Source organism: Streptomyces odontomachicola (genome assembly GCF_039605595.1).
Taxonomy (GTDB): domain Bacteria; phylum Actinomycetota; class Actinomycetes; order Streptomycetales; family Streptomycetaceae; genus Streptomyces.
On record NZ_JBCFOK010000004.1, the window covers coordinates 249,600 to 270,952 of the forward strand.

Below are 21,353 nucleotides of genomic sequence, written 5' to 3' on the forward strand. Positions count from 1 at the left end.
CCGGCTTCAACCCCGGTGGGCGCCCCGCGCGCGCCGCCGCCTCGCCCCGTACGCCAGCGAGCCCGCGCCCGCGGCGAGCAGCACGGCGCCCCCGGCGGTCAGCGGCACCGAGCCGTCCCGCGAGGACCCGCCGCCGGTCTCGGCGAGCCGCGCCCGCCCGCCCTGCGGGTGCGCCCCCTCGGCGCCGGCGGACTCGCTGCCGGCGGACTGCGCGGCCGCCGCGCCGCTCACCCGTACCGACGCTGAGCCGTCCCGTACGGAGGCCACGCTCACCCGCGTGCCGCCCGAGGTCACGGCGTCCCCGGAGCGGAGCGCGCCGAGCGTGCCGGAGGAGTCGCCCGAGCCGCCCGAACCGGTGTCCACCAGCGTGGACTTGGTGTAGTCGCCGTCCTTCACCCGGTACGCGAAGACGCCCTTGACCTTCTTGTCGAGGCCCTTGTCCGGGTTCGCCGCGCGCAGTTCGAGCATCAGGCTGTCGCCGCCGGTCAGCGGGACCTCGACGGCGCGGGTCCCGTTCCCGCCGCCGTGCAGGGGGCGCAGCGCGTACGTACCGGAGCCGGAGGCGCGTACCCGCTGGCCCTTGCCGAACCAGCCGACGTGCGCCATCTCCGGCGAGGCCGGCCCGGCAGCCGCGCCCCCGCCGCCCATGGGCGTCTTGCCGCTGGTGTCCCCGGTCTCCCGGCAGCCCTCCAGCTTCCCGCTCGCGGGGCAGTCGAGGCGCATGTGGTGGCTGAACCCGAGGTTGTGACCGATCTCGTGGACCAGGCCGTCGAGCGACATGTCGTCCGGCATCCAGCTCGTACCGCCCTGCACGCCGGCCAGGCCGGCCCAGCCGCACCCGGCGTCCTTCGCGGGGAAGACGATCGAGAGGTGGTCGTAGTCGTCCTCGCCCACACCCCGCTCGGCGAGCTGCTCTTTGGTGAGCTTCTCCATCTTCGCCGTGTCACACCCCTTCACGGACATGGGGAGGCGGAGCGGCCCCGTGACCGTGTTTCCCTGGTCAGCGGGTACGAAGCGGGCCGTGCCGCGCGAGACGGCGCCGTAGTAGGCGTCGAGTGAGCCGCTCTTGCCGAAGTAGCGCGATTCCAGGGTCTTCCGGAACTTCTCCGGCGCGCTCAGCCTGCTGTCGGTGAAGTCGACCATCGCCACGGCGACCCGCCGCTTCCCCGCGACGTGGTGGTCTCCCCCGTCTCCGCCGTCGGCCGCCCGGGCGGTGGCGGCGGGCACGGCCGAGGCGGCGAGCGCGGCCCCTGCGGCGAGGGCCGCTGCGCGGTGCGAGAGGTGCGGCATGGGGGTCCTCCGGAGTGTGGGGGTTGCGGTGGCCGGTGCATGAACCTAGCCGCGACGACTCCCGGGGAACGGCCCCCTTCGGCCCCGTTGAGCTGGACTTATGGCGCAGTTAGGGACCCCGGCGCCGGGCGCACCTCGGCGGGTGGGTGCGCACCCGCACATGGTGTACTGGGGCGTGTCGCTGAACGAACTCGATGAACGGATCGTCCACGCCCTCGCCGAGGACGCCCGCCGCACCTATGCCGACATCGGCGCCGAGGTGGGCCTCTCGGCGCCCGCGGTCAAGCGCCGGGTGGACCGGCTGCGGGAGCAGGGCGCCATCACCGGCTTCACGGTGCGGGTCGACCCCGCCGCGCTCGGCTGGGAGACCGAGGGCTACATCGAGATGTACTGCCGCTCCAAGACCTCGCCGGAGGACATACACCGCGCCCTCAGCCGCTACCCCGAGGTCGCCTCGGCCTCCACCGTCACCGGGGACGCCGACGCGCTGGTGCAGGTCTTCGCCTCCGACATGCGGCACTTCGAGCGGGTGCTGGAGCGGATCGCGGGGGAGCCCTTCGTGGAGCGCACCAAGTCCGTGCTGGTGCTCTCGCCGCTGCTGCGCCGCTACTCCTCGGGCTCCCCTGGCTGAGCCACGCCCGGGTCAGCGGCCTTACGAACCGGCCAGCGCCCTGCGGGTGTTGGGCCCGTACACGCCGTCGATGCCGTCGTGCACATCGCGCGCCACCTGATAGCGGAACACGGCCTCCTGGACGGTGGTGGAGAAGAAGCCGTTCTCCGGGGTGTCCGGGTCGAGGAACCCCACCTGCTTGAGGCGCCGCTGCAGCGCGTCGACGTCGGCGCCGCGGTCGCCGACCTGGAGCCGCGCGGTGGGCAGCGCGGCGGCCGGGGCCTCCGGGCGGTCCGGGGCGTCCTGCCGCTCCGCGGCCTCCCGGCGCTCCCGCTCCTCCCGCCGCTCTCGCTCCTCGCGGCGGTCCCGCTTGTGCCAGCTATGCCGCGGCCGCTCCGAGGAGCGCGCGGCCTCGCGGTCCCCGCCGCGATCGGCGCGCGGGGACTCCGAGGCGTGCGGCCCGTGCGGCTCCGTCGCCGGGGCGGGGCCCGGCGCCTGGGGGAGCGCCTGTTCCCTCACGGGCTCGCGATGGGTCGCGAGCAGTACGCCGCCCAGCGCAGCGACGGTTGCCAGGGCGGCGAGCGCCGCGAGCGCGGGGCGGTGGTGCGTACGCCGCGTACGGGGCCGTCTCCTGGCACCGGCGCGGGGCGGCAGGCGCTCGTCCCCGGCCGCGCACACCGGGCCCGCGAGCTCGGGCTCCGGCATGGCGCGGTCCTCCGGCGGCGGCACCGCGGCCTCCTCGCCGTCGCCGACCGCCAGGTAGGGGCGGATGTGCATGGGGTCGAACCGCTCGGTGGGGAAGGGTCCGGCGCAGCCGCACGACTCCCGTTCCCCGGCGCCCAGGTCGGCTCCGCATCCGGGGCAGCAGCGGCGCGTGCGGGCAGGGGGCATCGGGGGCCTCCAGGGGGTCGGGGTGTTCCGGGCACCGCACATCATGTGCGCCGCCGCGCCGCCCGCGGCCCCACGACAGATGATCTTCAGGGCCCCTTATGGCTCCCTTGAGGTTCCGGACGGGTGACCGAGGCGCAACGGATCGCCGTTCCTGCGCGCAGACGCGCAACAAACAGGGCCCCGACCCGCAACATCCGCGTCTTGTCGCCCGCTCGCGCCGAAACGTACTGTCTCAACGTCCCCCAGAACACGCCTTGATCACCCCTGCCCGAGGTCCCATGCCGCGCTTCACGACGCCGTTCCGCACCGCCCTGTACCAGGGTCCCGCCGGGCTCGCCGGCCTCGACGGCATCGCCGCGCGCGCCGCGTCCCGCGGCGCGCGGCTCCTCGTGACGCCCGAACTCTCGCTGACCGGCTACGCGTTGGGCGAGCGCGTCCACGAGCTCGCCGAGCCAGCCGACGGACGCTGCGCCGAGCAGGTCGCGGACATCGCCGCACGGCACGGCCTCGCGATCGCGTACGGCTTCCCCGAGCGGGACGGCGCGCGGGTCTTCAACTCCGTGCAGCTCACGGGCCCCGACGGCAGCCGCCTCGCGACGTACCGCAAGACCCATCTGTACGGCGGCTACGAGACCGAGCACTTCGCCCCCGGCGACGAGCTCGTCGTGCAGGCCGAGCTCGACGGCGTCCGCGTCGGGCTGCTGATCTGCTACGACGTCGAGTTCCCCGAGGCGGTGCGGGCGCACGCGCTCGCCGGTACGGAGCTGCTGGCCGTGCCCACCGCGCTGATGCGCCCGTACGACTTCGTGCCCCGCAGCCTGGTGCCGGCCCGCGCCTGGGAGAGCGGGCTCTTCATCGCGTACGCCAACCGCACGGGCCCCGAGGGCGAGTTCGACTTCGCGGGGCTCAGCGTGCTCGCGACGCCGGACGGCGAGGAGCCGGCCCGCGGCGGCCGCGAAGAGGAACTGCTCGTCGCCGACGCCGACCCGGAGGCGCTGAAGCGGTCACGCGAGGCCAACCCGTACCTGGCCGACCGCCGCCCGGAGCTCTACGTCTGAGCCCTCTGCGCCTGAGCCCTCCACGCCTGACCGGCCGGGCATCCCTCGTACCACCCTCACCGCACCACCCCTTTCCGCAAGGAGAACAGCGCGCCATGACGTCCACCGTGCCGTCCGCCGTCCACGACGAACAGCACGCCGAGGCCCAAGAGGCCCCGCCCGTCACCATGTTCGGCCCCGACTTCCCGTTCGCCTACGACGACTATCTGGCGCACCCCGCGGGGCTCGGCTCCGTGCCGGCCACCGAGCACGGCACCGAGGTCGCGGTGATCGGCGGCGGCCTGTCCGGGCTGGTCACCGCGTACGAGCTGATGAAGATGGGCCTCAGGCCCGTCGTGTACGAGGCCGACCAGCTCGGCGGGCGGCTGCGCACCACCCGCTTTGACGGCGCGGAGACCACCGCCGAACAGGACGGCCTGGCGGCCGAGATGGGCGCCATGCGCTTCCCGCCGTCCTCCACGGCGCTCCAGCACTACATCGACATGAACGGCCTGGAGACCACGCCGTTCCCCAACCCGCTCGCGCCCGACACCCCCTCGACGGTCGTGGACCTCAAGGGCGAGCCGAGCTACGCGGAGAAGCTGGAGGACCTGCCGGAGGTCTACCACCAGGTCATGGAGGCGTGGAACGCGTGCCTTGAGGAGGGCGCCGACTTCGCCGCCATGCAGCGCGCGATACGCGAGCGGGACGTGGACCGCATCCGCGAACTGTGGGCCCCGCTGGTCGAGAAGCTGGACAACCAGACTTTCTACGGCTTCCTCTGCGACTCCCCGGCCTTCGCCTCCTTCCGGCACCGGGAGATCTTCGGGCAGGTCGGCTTCGGCACCGGCGGCTGGGACACCGACTTCCCCAACTCCATCCTGGAGATCCTGCGGGTCGTCTACACCGGCGCCGACGACGACCACCGCTCCGTCGTGGGCGGCAGCCAGCAGCTCCCGCTGCGGATGTGGGAGCGCGCGCCCGAGAAGATCACCTACTGGGCGCAGGGCACCTCCCTCGCCGACCTGCACGTGGACGGCGCGCCGCGCGGAGCTGTGACCCGGCTGCACCGCACGGCCGGCAACCGGATCACGGTCACCGACGCGGACGGCGACATCCGCACGTACAAGGCGGCCGTGTTCACGGCGCAGTCCTGGATGCTGCTCAGCAAGATCGAGTGCGACGACGCGCTGCTGCCCATCGACCACTGGACGGCCGTCGAGCGGACCCACTACATGGAGTCCAGCAAGCTGTTCGTCCCGGTGGACCGCCCGTTCTGGCTGGATAAGGACCCTGCCACCGGCCGGGACACGATGAGCATGACGCTCACCGACCGCATGACGCGCGGCACCTACCTGCTGGACGAGGGCGGCCCGGACCGCCCGGCGAGCATCTGCCTCTCCTACACCTGGTGCGACGACAGCCTCAAGTGGCTGCCGCTGGACGCCAACGAGCGGATGGAGGTCATGCTCAAGTCGCTCGGCGAGATCTATCCCGGCGTCGACATCCGCAAGCACATCACCGGCAACCCGGTCACCGTGTCCTGGGAGAACGAGCCGTACTTCATGGGCGCGTTCAAGGCGAACCTGCCCGGGCACTACCGCTACCAGCGGCGCCTGTTCACCCACTTCATGCAGGACACGCTGCCCGCCGACCGGCGCGGACTCTTCCTCGCCGGGGACGACATCTCCTGGACGGCGGGCTGGGCCGAGGGCGCCGTGCAGACCGCGCTCAACGCCGTGTGGGGCGTGATGCACCAGCTCGGCGGCGGCACCGACGCCTCCAACCCGGGCCCGGGGGACGTGTACGAGGCGATCGCGCCGGTGGAACTGCCGGAGGACTGAACCGCCGGAGGACTGAACCGCCGGAGGGCTGAGGCCGGTTGGCGGGTCCCGGGTTCTCGTTCTGCGCGAGAACCCGGGACCCGCTGCTACACGCCCGCTTCCCTCGCCGCCGTGTAGAGCAGCCGCGCCTTCTCCAGCAGTTCCGTCGCGTCGGCCGAGTCGGTCTGCGCGTCCAGCAGCACCTCGTCGACGCCGACGGCGGCCGCGCCGCGCAGGTCGTCCACGATCTGCTCCAGGCTGCCCGTGTACGTCATCCGCTCGCCGTCGACCGGCTTCTCGGCGAGCTGCACGGCGGCGCGCACCGTGACGGTGAACCGGTGGTCGGCGCGCCCGTACTCGGCGGCCAGCGTCGCGATCCTGCCCTTGATCTGCGCCACCTGCTCGTTCGTCACGAACGAGGGCAGCCAGCCGTCGGCGCGCCTGGCGAGCCGCCGCAGCGCGCGGTCGTTGCCGCCGGCCAGCAGCACCGGGATGCGGTGCGCGGGCTTGGGGCCGATCGCCGCGGGGTTGAAGCGGGTGCGCTTGCCCTCGTACGCGGGGACCGGGTCGCGCCCCCACACCCGGTCGCACACGTCGAGGAGCTCGTCCAGCGCGGGGCCCCTGCCCTGGTGGTCGGCGCCGGCCGCGGCGTACTCGTCGCGCGACCAGCCCGTGCCGAGCCCCGCGACAACCCTGCCGCCGCTGGCCGCGTCCAGGCTGCCCAGCGACCGCGCGAGCAGGAACGGCTGGTGCAGGGGGCCGACGAGCACGGAGGTGCCGAGCCGCACGCGTTCGGTGACGGCCGCGGCCATGGAGAGGGTCACCAGGGGGTCGGCGACGGCGCGGAAGTAGTCGGCCCACGGCATGCCGGGGATCAGGTACATGTCGTCCACCGGCTGTTCGGGGCGCATGATCCGCTCCAGCACCCACACGCTGTCGTAGCCGGTCTCCTCCGCGGCGCGGGCCGCCGCGGTCACATCGCGGGTCAGGTCGTAGGTGCCGGTCTGCGGCAGTCCGAGGCCGAGTCGCAGTGCCATCGCTCCTCCATCAACATCCGCCTTCCGCGCCAGACTCCGCGGATCAGGCCCATGCAAGGCGATCCGGCGACGGCTGACAATGCCGCCTTCACGAGACCGCCGCATTTCGGCTACGCGCGGGGCCGCGCGCGTACGCAAGCCGCGCCCGCGCGCGGCGCGTCAAGGCAGCGGCGTCAACAGAAACCGCCCCGCCAGCCCCACCGTCGCGTCCAACCGCCCGGCGAAGGATTCGGCCAGCTCGGGAAGCCCCCGCAACCCCCACAGCGCGCGGAACGCCCCCCACGCCCCCTCCCGCGCCTGCTCCAGGCTCCAGCAGCCGACGAGGTGGGTGAGCGGATCGGCGACGTCCAGCAGGTCGGGCCCCGGCATCAGGTCCTCCCTGATCCGCTCCTCGAGACCGGTCAGCAGCTCGCCGATCCGCTCGAAGTCGCCCTCCAGCGACTCCGGTTCGCACCCGCGCGCCCGGCACGTCTCCACCAGCGCGAGCGGCAGGTCGTGCCCGATGTGCGCGTTGATCCCCGACAGCGCGTACTGCAGGGGGCGCACCCCGGGGTGTGCCCGCAACTGGAACAGCGGCAGCCAGCACGCGCTGACCCTGCCGCCCCGGTCCCAGGCCCGCACCGCGTCCAGGTAGAAGCGGGCGAAGCGCGAGCCCAGCTCGGCCGCCGCGCCCGCGTTCCCGAACCAGTGCGCGGCGAGGCGCCGTTCCAGCTCGCGCGTCACCGACAGGTACACGCGGTTGAAGACCGCGACACCGTCACGCTCCGGCAGCCCGGCGCCGAGCGCGGCCATGCGCCCCACGATCTCGCCCACATCCGCGGCATGCCGCTCCCGTTCGGGAGCCTGCTCGGCTGACGTCATGCACCGCAGCCTGACACCGCCCCCGCCGCACCGCCCGGAACCGGGCCCGCCGGGCCCACGGACGGGGGACGGCGCGCGTCACCGTGTGTCGCCACCGCCGTGACCGGGGGAGCCGGCCTCGCCTTCGGCCTCCTCGCCCCCGGCCTCCTCGTCCGGGTCGTACCCGCTCGTGCCCTCGTCCAGCAGCGGCTCCTGCTCCCGCATGTGCGCGGGCGCCAGCGCGCGCAGCACGTGGTAGCCGGTGAGCACCACGATGGTGCCGAGCGCGATGCCGTTGAGCTCGAAGGTGTCGGTGAACTTCAGCGTCACGCCGCCGACGCCGATGATGATGCCCGCGGCCGTGGGCACCAGGTTCAGCGGATTGCGCAGGTCCACGCCGCTGTTGGTCCAGATCTGCGCACCGAGCAGCCCGATCATCCCGTACAGGATCACGGTGATCCCGCCGAGCACGCCGCCCGGGATCGCGCCGACCACCGCGCCGAACTTCGGGCACAGGCCGAAGAGCAGCGCGAAGACCGCGGCGGCCCAGTAGGCGGCGGTCGAGTAGACGCGGGTGGCGGCCATGACGCCGATGTTCTCGCTGTACGTGGTGGTGGCGGGGCCGCCCACGGCGGTGGAGAGCACCGTGCCAGCGCCGTCGGCCGCGATGGCCGTGCCCAGCTTGTCGTCCAGCGGGTCGCCGGTCATCTCGCCGACCGCCTTCACGTGCCCGGCGTTCTCCGCGATCAGTGCGATGAGCACGGGCAGCGCGACCAGCACGGCCGACCAGTGGAAGGCCGGTGCGTGGAAGTCGGGCAGTCCGACCCAGGACGCGTCCCGTACGCCGGAGAGGTCGAGCCGCCAGTGGTCCACGGTCTTCCCGCTGCCGTCCGGCGAGTGGATCTTGCCGAGCACGGCGTCCGAGAGCCAGGAGACGGCGTACCCGAAGACGAGGCCGAGGAAGATCGCGATCCGCGACCAGAAGCCCCGCAGGCAGACCACGGCCAGCCCGGTGAAGAGCATGGTGAGCAGGGCGGTCCACTGGTCCTGCGGGAAGTACGTCTTGGCCGTCACCGGCGCCAGGTTGAAGCCGATGAGCATCACCACGGCGCCGGTCACCACCGGCGGCATCGCGGCGTGGATGATCCGCGCGCCGAACTGCCGCACCGCGAGCCCCACCAGGCCCAGCGCCACGCCGACCACCAGCACGGCGCCGGTGACCGCCGCGCTGCCGCCGCCCTGCGCGCGCACCACGGCCGCGACCCCGACGAAGGAGAGGCTGCACCCCAGGTAGCTGGGCACCTTTCCGCGGGTGAGCAGCAGGAACATCATGGTCGCGATCCCGGACATCATGATCGCGAGATTCGGGTCCAGGCCCATGAGCAGCGGCGCCACGAAGGACGCCCCGAACATCGCGACCACGTGCTGCGCGCCCAGCCCCGCCGTGCGCGGCCAGGACAGCCGCTCGTCGGGGCGCACCACGGCGCCGGGACGCGGCACCCGGCCGTCTCCGTGGACTCTCCAGCGCAGGCCCAGGCCGCCGCCGCTCATGTCGTGCTCCAGATCTCGGTAGAGGGGCCGCTGCCGTGCGAGGGGCGGCCGGGGGAGGGAGGCCGCAGGTCAACGGTCCGCAATATCGTAAGCGCGCCCCGCTGAGCGCGCCGGACACGGTCCCGCCTCGCGCTTCCGGGCACGCCGCCGAGCGGTGCGGGGGCCGGTACGCGGTCCGGTACGGGGTCCTGAGCGCCGTCCGGTGCGCGGCCCCGCACGCAGTGCGCCCGCGCCGAGGACGAGCCCGAGCAGCAGGGCCGTGACCAGCGCGAAGGACACCGAGAGCGAGGTGACCTGGGCGATCCAGCCCACCGCCGCGGGCGCCGCGAGCCCGGACGCGTACGCGAGGGTGGCCACGCCGGCGATCGCCCGCGCGGCCGAGCCCCCGCCGTCGCCCGTACGGGGCTCGGCGCCGCCCTCGCCCGTACGCGGCCCGGCGCCGGCGTCGGTCGCGCGGCCCGCCGCCGCGAAGCACAGCGGGACCACCACCGCGATGCCGACCCCGATCAGCGCGAAGCCCGCGACCGCGGCCGGGGGAGTGCGGGCCGCGACCACCAGCGCGCCGCCGGAAGCGGCGAGCGCTCCGCACACCCGCACGGTGCGTACGGGGCCGAAGCGCCGCACCGCCGCGTCGCCGGTGAGCCGCGCCGCCGCCATCGTGCACGCGAAGGCGGTGTAGGCGGAGGCCGCCAACCCGGGTCCTGCGCCGGTGAGTTCGCGCAGGTAGATGCCGGACCAGTCCATCGAGGCGCCCTCGGCGAAGACCGCGCAGAAGCCGACGAGCCCGATGGCGAGCGCGCCGCGTCCTGGCAGCGCGACGAGGGAGGCGAGGCGGCGCGCGAGCCCCCGCGCCTGCTTCCCGCCGGGAACCTCCGCCGCATCCTGTACATCCGGCTCCCGTACATCCGGCTCCCGTACATCCGGCTCCCGTACATCCGAGTCCCGTACGTCCGGTGCCCACCGCGCGGCCGTCGCCGCCACCGCCGCCAGTACGGGGGCGAGCAGGGCGAAGTGGAGGCGCGCGTCCACTTCCGCGTGCGCCGCCAGCGCGCCGAGCAGGCCGCCCAGGAGCGCGCCCACGCTCCACATCCCGTGCAGCCCGGACATGACCGAGCGGCCCATGCGCTCCTCGACCCGCACGCCGTGCGCGTTCATCGCCACGTCCAGCAGGCCGAGCCCGCACCCGTACAGGAACAGCGCGGCGCAGAGCGCGCCCAACGCCGGGGCCGGCGGCGGCAGTACGAGGCCGAGGCAGCAGCCCAGCGAGAGCACGGTCAGCGAACGGCGCGGGCCGAGCCGCCGCGTGACGCCGTCGGCCAGCGGCATCGCGGCCGTCGCGCCCGCCGTCATGAAGACCAGCGCGAAGCCCAGCGCGCCGGGGCCGAGCTCCAGGTGGTCGCGGATCCAGGGGACGCGGGTGGCGAAGGTGCCGCTCGCCGTGCCGTGCACCGCGAAGACCACCGCGACGGCGATCCGCGCCCGCGCCACATCGTCCCGCGGTGTCCGCATCCCGGCCCCTCCCCGTGTGCGCGGTCGCACGCCCGTCCGGCGTTCCCTTCCCCGCGCCGGCGCGGCCGACGCGCGTCCCCGTAGGGGATCCCGTACGGGGACGCGTACGGAGGGGGCCGTTTCCGCGTGAGCCGGGCGGTAACCCGGGGCGCGGCACCGCGCACGCGCGGGACGGGTTACCGCAGTACCAGGAACGGAGGCACCGCCATGTCCCATCCGGCCACTCCAGGACCGCCCGCGGCGCACGACGGCGGCGACACCGGCGGCGACACCGGCCGTACCGGGAACGGCCTGCGGATCGTGGTGGTCGGCGCCACCGGCAACGCGGGCACCAGCGTGCTGCGGGCACTGGCCGCCGAGCCCCGGGTCGGCTCGGTCCTCGGGCTCGCGCGCCGGGTGCCGCGTGAGTGGACGCCCGCCAAGACGACGTGGGTGAGCGCCGACATCACGGGCGAGAGCGACGGGGCCATGGGCGGTTCGGCCGACCTCGCCGCGCTCTTCCGCGGCGCCGACGCGGTGATCCACCTGGCCTGGCTGTTCCAGCCGACCCACGCGCCCTCCGTCACTTGGCGCACCAACGTGCTCGGCAGCCTCCGGGTGTTCCGCGCCGCGGCCGAGGCGGGCGTGCCCGCGCTGGTGTACGCGTCCTCGGTCGGCGCCTATTCGCCGGGCCCCAAGGACCGCGAGGTCACCGAGGACTGGCCGACCGACGGCTGGCCCGAGGCCGCGTACACCCGCGAGAAGGCGTACCTGGAGCGCTGCCTGGACGCGTACGAGCGCGAGCACCCCGACATGCGGGTCGTGCGCATGCGGCCCGGCTTCCTCTTCCAGCAGGAGGCCGCTGCCGAGCAACGGCGGCTGTTCGCGGGCCCGTTCGTGCCGGGGCGGCTGGTGCGGCCCGGCGTCGTACCGGCCGTGCCCGACCTCCCCGGACTGCGCTTCCAGGCGCTGCACGCGGACGACGCGGCGGCCGCCTACTGCACGGCGGCGACCGACGGGCGCGCGCACGGCCCGTACAACCTCGCGGCGGAGCCGGTGATCGACGCGGCCGTGCTGTCCCGGCTGCTGGACGGCGCGCGGGTGCTGCGGCTGCCGGCGCGCACCGTGCGGTCCGTGCTGGCCGCCGGGTGGCACGCCCATCTGCTGCCCGCCTCGCCGCAGTTGTTCGACGCGGTGCTGCGGCTGCCGCTGATGGACACCTCGCGTGCGCGCCGCGAACTGGGCTGGTCACCGCGCTGGTCGGCCGAGGACGCGGTGGGCGAGTTCCTCGCCGGACTGCGGAACGTACGGGAGGGGGAGACCCCCACCCTCGCGCGCCGGGCACCGGGCGGCGGCCGGGTGCGCGAGCTGCTGACGGGGGTGGGGCAGCGGCCTTAGGGGGCGCCCCAGGGGTGGAGGGGCGCCCCGTAAGGGGAAGGGGGAGCGGTCAGCAGGTGCCGGTCTCCTGCCACACGCCCCACTCTCCCGTGGTGCCCGGCTCCTCGCCCTGGGTCCACCACTTCGCCTTCCACAGGCGGGACTGCCAGGCGACCTGGCTGCCGCCGGAGTACGCCTTCGCCCTGTCCCACTCGGCGACGGAGCACTGGCCGCCGGTGGTGGTGCCGCCGGTGGTCCCGGTGGTCGTGCCGGTCGTCGTCCCGCTGCTCGTGCCGCCTGTCACGGTGCCTCCCGTGGTGGTGCCGCCCGTCGTGGTACCGCCGGTACCCGTGCCTCCTGTGCTGGTCCCGCCTGTGCTGGTCCCGCCGGTGCTCGTACCGCCGGTCGTCGTGCCGCCGGTCGTCGTGCCGCCCGTGGTGCCGCCGGTGGTCGAGCCGGAGCCGTCGCCGGGCTCCACCACGGTCGTGCCGCGAGCGTGGTCGCCGGCGAGCGCGTACGTGGTGCCGCCGATCGTGACCGTCCAGTTGGAGGGCGTGGAGACCGGCAGGTAGTAGACGAAGTCCAGGTCGACCGAGGCGCCGGGGGCCAGCGACTGCCAGGAGGGCAGCTTCAGCGAGACCCGGTGGTAATCGCCCTTCAGGCCGCCGATGTTGTTCGGCGCCGAGTGGTCGCTGCGGATGACGCGGGCGCCGAACCCGGACTGGTCCCTGGCGTTGCCCGGCGCCGAGGTGCCGTAGTCGAACTGGAACTCCGTGCCGCCGGGCAGCGTCGTCCTCGTCCTGTTGGTGATCTTCAGCTTCGGGCTGATGGGGTAGTTGCTGTCGCCCAGCGGGAACTGCCCGAAGTCCACGCCGATGTCGACCGCCTTGTCCGGCATGGCGATGGTGGCCCGCTTCGCTCCGTACGGGGATGCCGCGCTGAACTTGTCGTGCATCAGCGAGGTGAGCGTGTCGCCCTGGTCGTACTGGCCCTTGGCGGCGTTCCACTCGTAGTCGCCGGCCAGCTCCCAGATCATCGCGCCGCCGATGCCGCGGTCGGCGACGTAGTCGGCCTTGGCGCCCACCGACTGCTCGTCCTCGGTGGAGAGGAACACCTTCTTCTCCGCGTTCCACAGCCACGGGGACTTGAGCGTCGCGTCGTACTTGCGCGCGTAGGTGCCGGTCAGCTTGGTGTCGGCGGGGAATCCGTACTGCTTCGCGTAGTCGCCGACGACGCCCTTCTCCAGATTCTTCGCGTGCCACATCGGATTCGAACCGGCCGGTGACTCCTTGCCGTTCGTGTCCTTGTCGTGCCACAGGTTGTCGATGCCGACGGCGCCGTCACCGCACTTGGTGAGCCCGGACCCCGCGGGGCATTCCGTGGCCGGGGCCCTGCCCCACAGCCCGTCCGTTCCGCCGGTCACATTCTTGAACCCCCTTGTGTAATAGGGGAGTCCGATGTTGATGCGTCCTGCGGGCATGGAGCCGCGGAAGTAGTGGTAGGCCCAGTCGGTGTTGAGATAGCCGATTCCGCCGTACTGGGACGTCGTGTAGACCCCCGCGCCCGCGAGTTCGCTGTCCTTTCCGTCGTCGAACAGCGCCGCGTTCGGGCCGACATGCTCGTTCCACGCGCCGTGGAGGTCGTAGCTCATGATGTTCACGTAGTCCAGGTACTTCTGCACCTGGTACGTCTCCATGCCGCGCAGCAGATATCCGGAGGAGGGCGCGGCGACGGACAGCAGATAGTGCCGGCCGTCGGCGGCTCCTGCCCTGTCCAGCTTTTCGCGGAGTGCCTTCATGAGGGTCGCGTAGCCCTTGACCAGGCCCGCTCTGCGGCCGTTGGCGAGCGGCCAGTCCAGCGGGTTGCCCGCGTCCTTCATGCTGGTCGGGTACTCGTAGTCGATGTCCACGCCGTTGAACCCGTACTTCCGCACGAAGTCCACGGCGGAATCGGCGAAGGCGTCGATGCCTGCGGCGTTGACCGAGCCGTCGGCGTTGGTGGCCATCGAGTAGAAGCCGCCGGAGTCGACCCGCTTGCCGTCCTCGCCGAAATACCCGCCGGTCTCGGCCCAGCCGCCCACGGAGATCAGCGTCTTGACGTCCGGGTGCTGCTTCTTGAACTTGTTGAGCAGGTTGAAGTGGCCCTTGTAGGGCAGGGCCGGATCCATTTCGGCACCCGCGACGCCGGGCCAGGTCATCCCGGTGGCCGGATTCTTCTCGCCGTCCGCCCCAACCGATATCCGGTTGTCCTTCCCCACGTGCGCGAAGGCGTAGTTGAGGTGGGTGACCTTGTCCCACGGAATGTCGGAGGCGAGATAGGCGGGCTGCCCGTCCTTGCCTGTGCGCCAGCCGGTGAAGTAGCCGATGGTGCGGCGCTTCTGCCCGTTCGCGAGCTTCTCCCGCCCGTCGGCGTCGTACGCGGTGCAGTACGGGACGTCCACGCCGGGCGTGGTGTAGAGGCCGTCCGGGCGGCAGGCGGACTGGTCCTGCGCGGCCGCGGGAGCGGGCGCGGCCTGGGAGGGCACGGCCGCCGGCGCGCCGAGGACGAGCCCCGCGGCGGTGGCGGCGGCGGTGGCGAACAGGGGTAATCGCAGAGACACGACGGAACCTCCGTACGGAGTGGATGAAGGAAGAAGGCCGAACTGCCGTGCGGGGCCCGCTGCCGCGGGCCGTGCTCCTCGGAGGTGCGCCAGAAGTTAATTGGTCTGGACCAGTAGGTCAATGGTTTGCGCACACTGCGCTCAAGGCCCGATATGACGGGCGCCCGTCGCGCCCCTGTGAGCCAGGGCACAAAGACCGGCTGCATCATCTTCCGGTCGGCGTGGCAGACTGGGCGCAGATCAGAACGCAGCGCACTCCGGGGTCGGTGAAAGTCCGAACCGGCGGTTACAGTCCGCGACCCGTTCGCAGCCAGCGAGCGGTTGACCAGGTGAAACTCCTGGACCGACGGTGAAAGTCCGGATGGGAGGCAGTGCGCGGCGGGCCGGGAGGGTTCCCGGCCGGCCGGAGGTGACCGTTCCCCAGAGGGCGGCACCCGCGGAGCGAGAAGCTCACCGGCGGCCCAGCCCCCACCCGTACCCCGCGAGTTCCCGAAAGCGCCCCGGAGTCCGTGCCCGAAGAGGCAGGAGGACCCGGTGGCCAGCAACGCCGCACCCGCTCCGGCGGCCAGCGCCCCCGTACCGGCCGAAGAGGCCGCCATGCGTCGCGCCGTCGAACTGGCCGACCGCGGCCAGGGCTCCACCAGCCCCAATCCCGTCGTGGGCTGCGTGATCCTCGACAGCGCGGGCCGCGCCGTCGGCGAGGGCTGGCACCAGCGCGCCGGCGGCCCGCACGCCGAGGTGCACGCGCTCGCCGAGGCCGGCGAGGACGCACGCGGCGGCACCGCCGTCGTCACCCTGGAGCCGTGCAACCACACGGGCCGCACGGGCCCCTGTTCCCGCGCCCTGATCGACGCCGGGGTCGCCCGCGTCGTCTACGCGCTCGCCGACCCCAATCCGACAGCGGGCGGCGGCGCCCGCACCCTCGCCGAGGCCGGCGTCGACACTGAGAACGGGCTGCTCGCCGACGAGGCCGCCGCCGTCAACGCCGCGTGGCTGGCCTCGGTCACCCGCGGTCGCCCCCTCGTGACCTGGAAGTACGCGGCCACCCTGGACGGGCGTACTGCCGCGGCCGACGGCTCCAGCCGGTGGATCACGGGCCCCGAGGCCCGCGCCGACGTGCACCGCCTGCGCGCCCGGCACGACGCCGTCGTGGTCGGAGCGGGCACGGCCCGCGCCGACGACCCGCACCTCGCGGTGCGCGACGTGCCCGGCGCCGTCCAGCCCCTCCGCGTGGTGGTGGACGCCTCCGCCACCGCCGTACAGCCCGGCGCCCGCGTACTGGACGACATCGCGCCCACCCTCATCGCCGTTGCCGAGGACGCCGACGCCGCACACCTGGAGGACGACGCCGAGGTCGTGCGCCTCCCGCGCGCGGCCGAGGGGCCGGGGCTGGACATCCCCGCGCTGCTGGAGGCCCTGCACGAGCGCGGCGTGCTCGCCGTCCTGCTGGAGGGCGGGCCCACCCTCGCCGGAGCCTTCGTCGCGGCCCGCGCCGTGGACCGCGTGACCGGCTACATCGCCCCCGTACTGCTGGGAGAGGGTCCGGCCGCGCTCGGCCCCGCCGGAATCAGCACCATCACGCAGGCGTTGCGGCTGCATGTGAACGATTCCGTGCGTATCGGGCCCGACCTGCGGATCACCGCGGTCCCCGCCGACGCGGCCCGTCCCGCCGCCGCGGCCCACTCCACCACCGCCACCGAGGAGTCCTGAGTGTTCACCGGAATCATCGAAGAGCTGGGCGAGGTCACCGCCGTCGAGAGGCTGGAGGGATCGGCGCGCTTCCGGCTGCGCGGCCCCAAGGTCACCGCCGACGCGAAGCACGGCGACTCCATCGCCGTGAACGGCGTGTGCCTCACGGTCACCGAGGTGGGCGGCGGCGAGTTCACCGCCGACGTCATCGCCGAGACCCTGTCCCGCTCCAGCCTCGGCGACCTCGACGTGGGCTCCCGGGTCAACCTGGAGCGCCCCATGGCGCTGGGCGGCCGCCTCGACGGCCACCTCGTGCAGGGCCACGTGGACGGCACCGGCACGCTGACCGAGCGCACGGCCGACGGCACCGTACGCGTGCAGGTCCCGCCCGAGCTGGCCAAATACGTCGTCGAGAAGGGCTCCATCACCATCGACGGCGTCTCGCTGACCGTCGTGGAGGCCGGCGACGACTTCCTCACCGTCAGCCTCATCCCCACCACCCTCGACCTGACCACGCTCGGCACCAAGCAGCCGGGCGACCGGGTCAACCTGGAGGCCGACGTGCTCGCCAAGTACGTGGAGCGGCTGCTCGGCCGCACCGGAGAGGCGGCGAGGTGACCGCCTTCGACTGGCTCAACGCCGAGGCCTTCACCGCCTTCGGCCAGCACGTCATCTGGTCGGACGCGATAGGCAACACCGTCGGCCTGATCGCCCTCGCGCTCGGCTGGCGGCGCTCCGTGCTCACCTGGCCCACCCAGCTGCTCTCCGGACTCGTGCTGATCAGCGCGTACGCCTCGGCGCACCTCGCCGGCGGCGTCGGCAAGCAGCTCCTGGTGATCGTCGTCGCCCTGTGGGGCTGGCGGCAGTGGACCCGGGGCACCCGGCAGGCGCAGGACGGCTCGGTCGCCGTGCGCTTCGCCACCTGGCGCGAGCGCGGGCTGCTCGCCGCGGGCACCGCGCTCGGCACCCTCGCCGTGGGCGGCCTGTTCGCGCTGGTCCCCGCGCTCTCCTGGAACCCGTGGCCTGACGCGTACATCTTCGTCGGCACGCTCGCCGCGATGGTGGCGCAGGCACGCGGACTCGTGGAGTTCTGGTTCGCCTGGCTCCTCGTCGACCTGGTCGGCGTCCCGCTCGCCTTCGCCAGCGGGCTCGCCTTCTCCGGGCTCGTGTACGTCGTCTACCTCGGCCTCGTCCTGTGGGGGCTGCGCGCCTGGTGGCTGCGCTCCCGCATCGACGCCGCCCAGGGCTCCGCGCAGGAGCCCGTACCGGAAGGAGCAGCAGCATGACCGCGCTGCACGGCAACTGGCACGCCACGGCCGGGGAGCTGCCCCCGGAGGCGCCCGGCGAGGACCTGGCCCTCGACCCCGTCGAGCGGGCGCTGGCGGACATCGCGGCGGGCCGCCCCGTCGTGGTCGTCGACGACGAGAGCCGGGAGAACGAGGGCGACCTCGTCGTCGCCGCCGAGACCATCACGCCCGAGGTGGTCGCGTTCATGATGAGCGAGTGCCGCGGGCTGATCTGCACGCCCATGGAGTCCTCCGACATCGACCGGCTCCAGTTGCCGCAGATGGTGGAGAAGAACACCGAGTCCATGGGCACCGCCTTCACCGTCTCCGTGGACGCCACCGGAGAGCACGGCGTGACCACCGGCATCTCCGCCGCCGACCGCGCCGCGACCATCCGGCTGCTGGCCGACCCCGCGTCGCGCCCCGCCGACTTCGTACGCCCCGGTCACGCCTTCCCGCTGCGGGCGAAGGACGGCGGCGTGCTGGCGCGCCCCGGGCACACCGAGGCCGGCGTGGACCTGGCGCGGATGGCGGGGCTGCGGCCGGCCGCGGCGATCGTGGAGATCGCGGGCGAGGACGGCACCATGCTGCGCCTGCCCGAGCTGGTGCCCTTCGCGCGCAAGCACGGCCTGGCGATCATCTCGATCGAGGACCTGATCGCCTACCGCACCCTCGCCGAGCCCACCGTGCGCCGCGAGGCCAGCACCCGGCTGCCCACCCAGTACGGCGACTTCCGCGCGTACGGCTACCGCTCCACCGCCGACGGCGTCGAGCACATCGCGCTGGCCGCCGGGGACCTCGGCGACGGCGAGGACGTCCTCGTACGGGTCCACTCCGAGTGCCTGACCGGCGACGTCTTCGCCTCGCAGCGCTGCGACTGCGGGCCCCAGCTGCACGCCTCGATGGAGCGCGTGCAGGAGGAGGGCCGCGGCGTGGTCCTCTACCTGCGCGGACACGAGGGCCGCGGCATCGGGCTGCTCTCCAAGCTGCGCGCGTACGAGCTCCAGGAGCGCGGCCGCGACACCCTCGACGCCAACCTGGAGCTGGGCCTCCCCGCCGACGCCAGGGACTACGCGGCCGCCGCGCAGATCCTCGGCGACCTGGGGGTGCGCTCGCTGCGGCTGCTGACCAACAACCCGGAGAAGTCCGAGGCGCTGGAGCGGCACGGGCTGCGGGTCACCGGGCGCGAGCCGATGCCCGTGCAGGCGGGCGAGCACAACATCCGCTACCTGCGTACCAAGCGCGACCGTATGGGGCACGAGCTGCCCTGGCTGGACGACGGACACACCTCGGCCTGCGGCAGCCAGTGACCGCACCGCACCGATACTGAACCCCCATGTGATCCAGCGATCCACCCGTACCCCCGACAACCACTGCGGGCACCGCAGTACGCACGAGAGGCACAACCGACGTGAGCGGCAAGGGCGCACCCGAACTCTCCATCAAGAACTGCGGCGACCTGCGGATCGCGGTCATCGCCGCGCAGTGGCACGAGCAGGTGATGGACGGCCTCGTCGACGGCTCGCTGCGCGCGCTGCGCGAGCTGGGCATCGACGAGCCGACGCTGCTGCGCGTCCCGGGCAGCTACGAGCTGCCCGTGGTCGCCAAGGTCCTCGCCGACCGCGGATACGACGCGATCGTGGCCCTCGGCGTGGTCATCCGCGGCGGCACCCCGCACTTCGACTACGTGTGCCAGGGCGTCACCCAGGGCCTCACCCAGGTGTCGGTCGACACCGGGGTGCCCATCGGCTTCGGCGTCCTGACCTGCGACACCGAGGAGCAGGCCCTGGACCGCGCGGGCATCGAGGGCTCCAGCGAGGACAAGGGCCACGAGGCGGTCACCGCGGCCGTGGCCACCGCCACCACCCTGCGTACCGTGGCCGAACCCTGGCGTTAGCGGCCGCCGGCGACCACGTAGGGTTGGAGCACCATGGCCCAGAAGACATTCGAGGAGCTCTTCGGCGAGCTCCAGCAGAAGGCCGCCTCAGGCGACCCCATCACCTCCCGCACCGCCGAACTGGTCGGCCAGGGCGTGCACTCCATCGGCAAGAAGGTCGTCGAGGAGGCGGCCGAGGTGTGGATGGCAGCCGAGTACGAGGGCGAGGACCGCACCGCCGAGGAGATCTCGCAGCTCCTGTACCACCTCCAGGTGCTGATGGTCGCCCGCGGCATCTCCCTCGACGACGTATACGCTCACCTCTGAGCGGCACCGCTCGTCCTGTCGGGCGTCACCGCCCGCCGCGTTTTCCGTACACCGCAATCCCCGCGAACGAAGGAAGCTCACCCCATGCTGCGCATCGCCGTCCCCAACAAGGGTTCACTGTCCGAGCCTGCGTCGGCGATGCTCCATGAGGCGGGCTACCGGCAGCGCAAGGACCGCCGCGAGCTCGTCCTCGTGGACAGCGAGAACGAGGTCGAGTTCTTCTTCCTCCGCCCCCGCGACATCGCCGTGTACGTCGGCTCCGGCAAGCTCGACATCGGCATCACCGGGCGCGACCTGCTGCTGGACTCCGGCGCGCAGGCCGAGGAGATCCTCCAACTCGGCTTCGCCTCCTCCACGTTCCGCTACGCGACGCTGCCCGGCACCGCGAAGGACGTGAGCGAGTTCGGCGGCAAGACCGTCGCCACCTCCTTCTCCGGGCTGGTCTCCCAGCACCTGAAGGACAAGGGCGTGGACGCCTCCGTCGTGCACCTGGACGGCGCCGTGGAGACCGCCATCCAGCTCGGCGTCGCCGAGATCATCGCGGACGTCGTGGAGACCGGCACCACCCTGCGCAACGCCGGCCTCGACATCATCAGCGAGCCGATCCTGCACTCCGAGGCCGTGGTCATCCGCGGCAGGGACGCCGACCAGGACGACCCCAAGGTGCAGCAGTTCCTGCGCCGCATGCAGGGCGTCCTCGTCGCGCGGGAGTACGTGATGATGGACTACGACATCCGCGCCGAGCACCTGGAGAAGGCCGTCGGGCTCACCCCGGGCCTGGAGTCGCCGACCGTCTCGCCGCTGCACGACCAGGGCTGGGTCGCGGTGCGCTCCATGGTGAAGACGAAGGAGGCCCAGCGGATCATGGACGACCTGTACGCGCTGGGCGCCCGCGCCATCCTCACCACCGGCATCCACGCCTGCCGCCTCTGACGGCCGGCCAGGACCGCGACCGCCAGCCTCTTCGTACGGGACCGACCGTGACCGCTGAATCCGCAGACTCCGCAGGGCGGCCCGCCCTCCCCGTCACCTTCCGGCCGACCCGCACCCGCGTGGTGCTGCTCTCCGTCGGCGTCGCCGTCTTCGTCGTCGTCGCGGCGCTCGCCGTGCTGCTGCCGAAGGCGGGGCTGGGGGAGCGGGCCAGCTTCGTGGTCACGGCGTTCCTGTTCCTCGGAGTGCTCGGGCTGCTCAGCCGCCCGCACGTCACGGCCGACGAGCAGGGCGTGACCGTCGTCAACCTCACCACCACGCGCCGTCTCGATTGGGCGGAGGTGCTGAAGGTCAATCTGCGTCCCGGCGACCCCTGGGTGTACCTCGACCTCGCCGACGGCACGAGCCTGCCCGCCATGGGCATCCAGCCCGGCATCGCCAAGGAGCAGGCCATCGCGGACGCCCGCGCGCTGCGGGCGCTGGCCGAGCGCTACGGCAACGCCGCCGAGGGCTGAGCACCGCCGGGTCCCGGCCCCGTACGGCGTACCTCTCCTACGTCACCGTCTGCCCCGTCACGCGCGTCCGCGCGCGGGCGGGGCACCATAGCGCGGCCGCCCGCCCGGGGTTGGCCGCCCGGGACAACTCAGTACGCTGGTGCCGCGGCGCACCGCCGCACCCCGCCCGCACCCCGCACGGCGGGAC

At 73.3% G+C, this 21,353-nt stretch carries 19 protein-coding genes and 1 riboswitch; of the genes, 12 read left to right on the forward strand and 7 right to left on the reverse strand.

The window, feature by feature from the left end; all coding sequences use genetic code 11:
* Positions 1-6: 6 nt before the first annotated feature.
* On the reverse strand, positions 7-1,290 hold the full coding sequence (locus ABEE00_RS08900; RefSeq protein ID WP_345744747.1) for a metallopeptidase domain-containing protein: 1,284 nt from the start codon (positions 1,288-1,290) through the stop codon (positions 7-9).
* Between the two features lie 175 nt (positions 1,291-1,465).
* Between ABEE00_RS08900 and ABEE00_RS08905 the strand changes: the two genes are divergently transcribed.
* A complete protein-coding gene (locus tag ABEE00_RS08905) occupies positions 1,466-1,921 on the forward strand; it encodes an Lrp/AsnC family transcriptional regulator (protein WP_345744748.1) in 456 nt (151 codons plus the stop codon).
* A gap of 21 nt (positions 1,922-1,942) precedes the next feature.
* On the opposite strand, the gene ABEE00_RS08910 is transcribed toward ABEE00_RS08905, so the two are convergent.
* Entirely contained in the window at positions 1,943-2,791 is an 849-nt protein-coding gene (locus ABEE00_RS08910; RefSeq protein WP_345744749.1) for a peptidoglycan-binding domain-containing protein, read from the reverse strand.
* A gap of 278 nt (positions 2,792-3,069) precedes the next feature.
* On the opposite strand from ABEE00_RS08910, the gene ABEE00_RS08915 reads away from it, so the two are divergent.
* Both ABEE00_RS08915 and ABEE00_RS08920 read left to right on the forward strand, forming a co-directional pair.
* On the forward strand, positions 3,070-3,849 hold the full coding sequence (locus tag ABEE00_RS08915; protein WP_345744750.1) for a carbon-nitrogen hydrolase family protein: 780 nt from the start codon (positions 3,070-3,072) through the stop codon (positions 3,847-3,849).
* Between the two features lie 95 nt (positions 3,850-3,944).
* Positions 3,945-5,672: a flavin monoamine oxidase family protein gene (locus ABEE00_RS08920; protein WP_345744751.1), complete on the forward strand. Its 1,728-nt coding sequence runs from the start codon at positions 3,945-3,947 to the stop codon at positions 5,670-5,672.
* Positions 5,673-5,758: 86 nt separating this feature from the next.
* Here ABEE00_RS08920 and ABEE00_RS08925 read toward each other — a convergent pair whose 3' ends face one another.
* From ABEE00_RS08925 to ABEE00_RS08940, 4 genes are all read right to left on the reverse strand, one after another.
* Entirely contained in the window at positions 5,759-6,688 is a 930-nt protein-coding gene (locus ABEE00_RS08925) for a TIGR03619 family F420-dependent LLM class oxidoreductase (RefSeq protein WP_345744752.1), read from the reverse strand.
* Between the two features lie 159 nt (positions 6,689-6,847).
* Entirely contained in the window at positions 6,848-7,549 is a 702-nt protein-coding gene (locus tag ABEE00_RS08930) for a DUF5995 family protein (protein WP_345744753.1), read from the reverse strand.
* A 78-nt stretch (positions 7,550-7,627) separates the two neighbouring features.
* Positions 7,628-9,079 (reverse strand): uracil-xanthine permease family protein, encoded by a 1,452-nt coding sequence (locus tag ABEE00_RS08935; protein ID WP_345744754.1) that lies wholly within the window; start codon positions 9,077-9,079, stop codon positions 7,628-7,630.
* Positions 9,080-9,148: 69 nt separating this feature from the next.
* Positions 9,149-10,588 carry an MFS transporter gene (locus ABEE00_RS08940; protein WP_345744755.1) on the reverse strand — a complete coding sequence of 480 codons (1,440 nt, stop codon included), beginning with the start codon at positions 10,586-10,588 and terminating at the stop codon, positions 9,149-9,151.
* Positions 10,589-10,795: 207 nt separating this feature from the next.
* Here ABEE00_RS08940 and ABEE00_RS08945 point away from each other — a divergent pair, with 207 nt between their 5' ends.
* Complete coding sequence (locus ABEE00_RS08945) at positions 10,796-11,965, forward strand: NAD-dependent epimerase/dehydratase family protein (RefSeq protein ID WP_345744756.1); 1,170 nt, start codon at positions 10,796-10,798, stop codon at positions 11,963-11,965.
* A 49-nt stretch (positions 11,966-12,014) separates the two neighbouring features.
* On the opposite strand, the gene ABEE00_RS08950 is transcribed toward ABEE00_RS08945, so the two are convergent.
* A complete protein-coding gene (locus ABEE00_RS08950; protein ID WP_451918534.1) occupies positions 12,015-14,537 on the reverse strand; it encodes a chitinase C-terminal domain-containing protein in 2,523 nt (840 codons plus the stop codon).
* A 254-nt stretch (positions 14,538-14,791) separates the two neighbouring features.
* A riboswitch (FMN riboswitch) is annotated at positions 14,792-14,922 on the forward strand.
* A 218-nt stretch (positions 14,923-15,140) separates the two neighbouring features.
* On the opposite strand from ABEE00_RS08950, the gene ribD reads away from it, so the two are divergent.
* The 8 genes from ribD (at position 15,141) to ABEE00_RS08990 (ending at position 21,166) form a co-directional block, all read left to right on the forward strand.
* Entirely contained in the window at positions 15,141-16,253 is a 1,113-nt protein-coding gene (ribD, locus tag ABEE00_RS08955; RefSeq protein WP_345744980.1) for a bifunctional diaminohydroxyphosphoribosylaminopyrimidine deaminase/5-amino-6-(5-phosphoribosylamino)uracil reductase RibD, read from the forward strand.
* Complete coding sequence (locus ABEE00_RS08960; protein WP_345744757.1) at positions 16,254-16,850, forward strand: riboflavin synthase; 597 nt, start codon at positions 16,254-16,256, stop codon at positions 16,848-16,850.
* Entirely contained in the window at positions 16,847-17,518 is a 672-nt protein-coding gene (locus ABEE00_RS08965; RefSeq protein ID WP_345744758.1) for a nicotinamide mononucleotide transporter family protein, read from the forward strand. The genes ABEE00_RS08960 and ABEE00_RS08965 overlap by 4 nt, the downstream gene beginning before the upstream one ends.
* Entirely contained in the window at positions 17,515-18,828 is a 1,314-nt protein-coding gene (locus tag ABEE00_RS08970; RefSeq protein ID WP_345744759.1) for a bifunctional 3,4-dihydroxy-2-butanone-4-phosphate synthase/GTP cyclohydrolase II, read from the forward strand. The genes ABEE00_RS08965 and ABEE00_RS08970 overlap by 4 nt, the downstream gene beginning before the upstream one ends.
* 101 nt (positions 18,829-18,929) lie before the next feature.
* The gene (gene ribH / locus ABEE00_RS08975; protein WP_345744760.1) at positions 18,930-19,415 is read left to right on the forward strand and encodes a 6,7-dimethyl-8-ribityllumazine synthase; all 486 of its coding nucleotides are present in this window, start codon (positions 18,930-18,932) and stop codon (positions 19,413-19,415) included.
* Between the two features lie 33 nt (positions 19,416-19,448).
* Positions 19,449-19,721 carry a phosphoribosyl-ATP diphosphatase gene (locus ABEE00_RS08980; protein ID WP_345744761.1) on the forward strand — a complete coding sequence of 91 codons (273 nt, stop codon included), beginning with the start codon at positions 19,449-19,451 and terminating at the stop codon, positions 19,719-19,721.
* A gap of 84 nt (positions 19,722-19,805) precedes the next feature.
* Positions 19,806-20,654, forward strand: a complete 849-nt coding sequence (gene hisG, locus ABEE00_RS08985) for an ATP phosphoribosyltransferase (RefSeq protein WP_345744762.1) — start codon at positions 19,806-19,808, stop codon at positions 20,652-20,654.
* A 47-nt stretch (positions 20,655-20,701) separates the two neighbouring features.
* Entirely contained in the window at positions 20,702-21,166 is a 465-nt protein-coding gene (locus ABEE00_RS08990; protein WP_345744763.1) for a PH domain-containing protein, read from the forward strand.
* Positions 21,167-21,353: the final 187 nt, after the last annotated feature.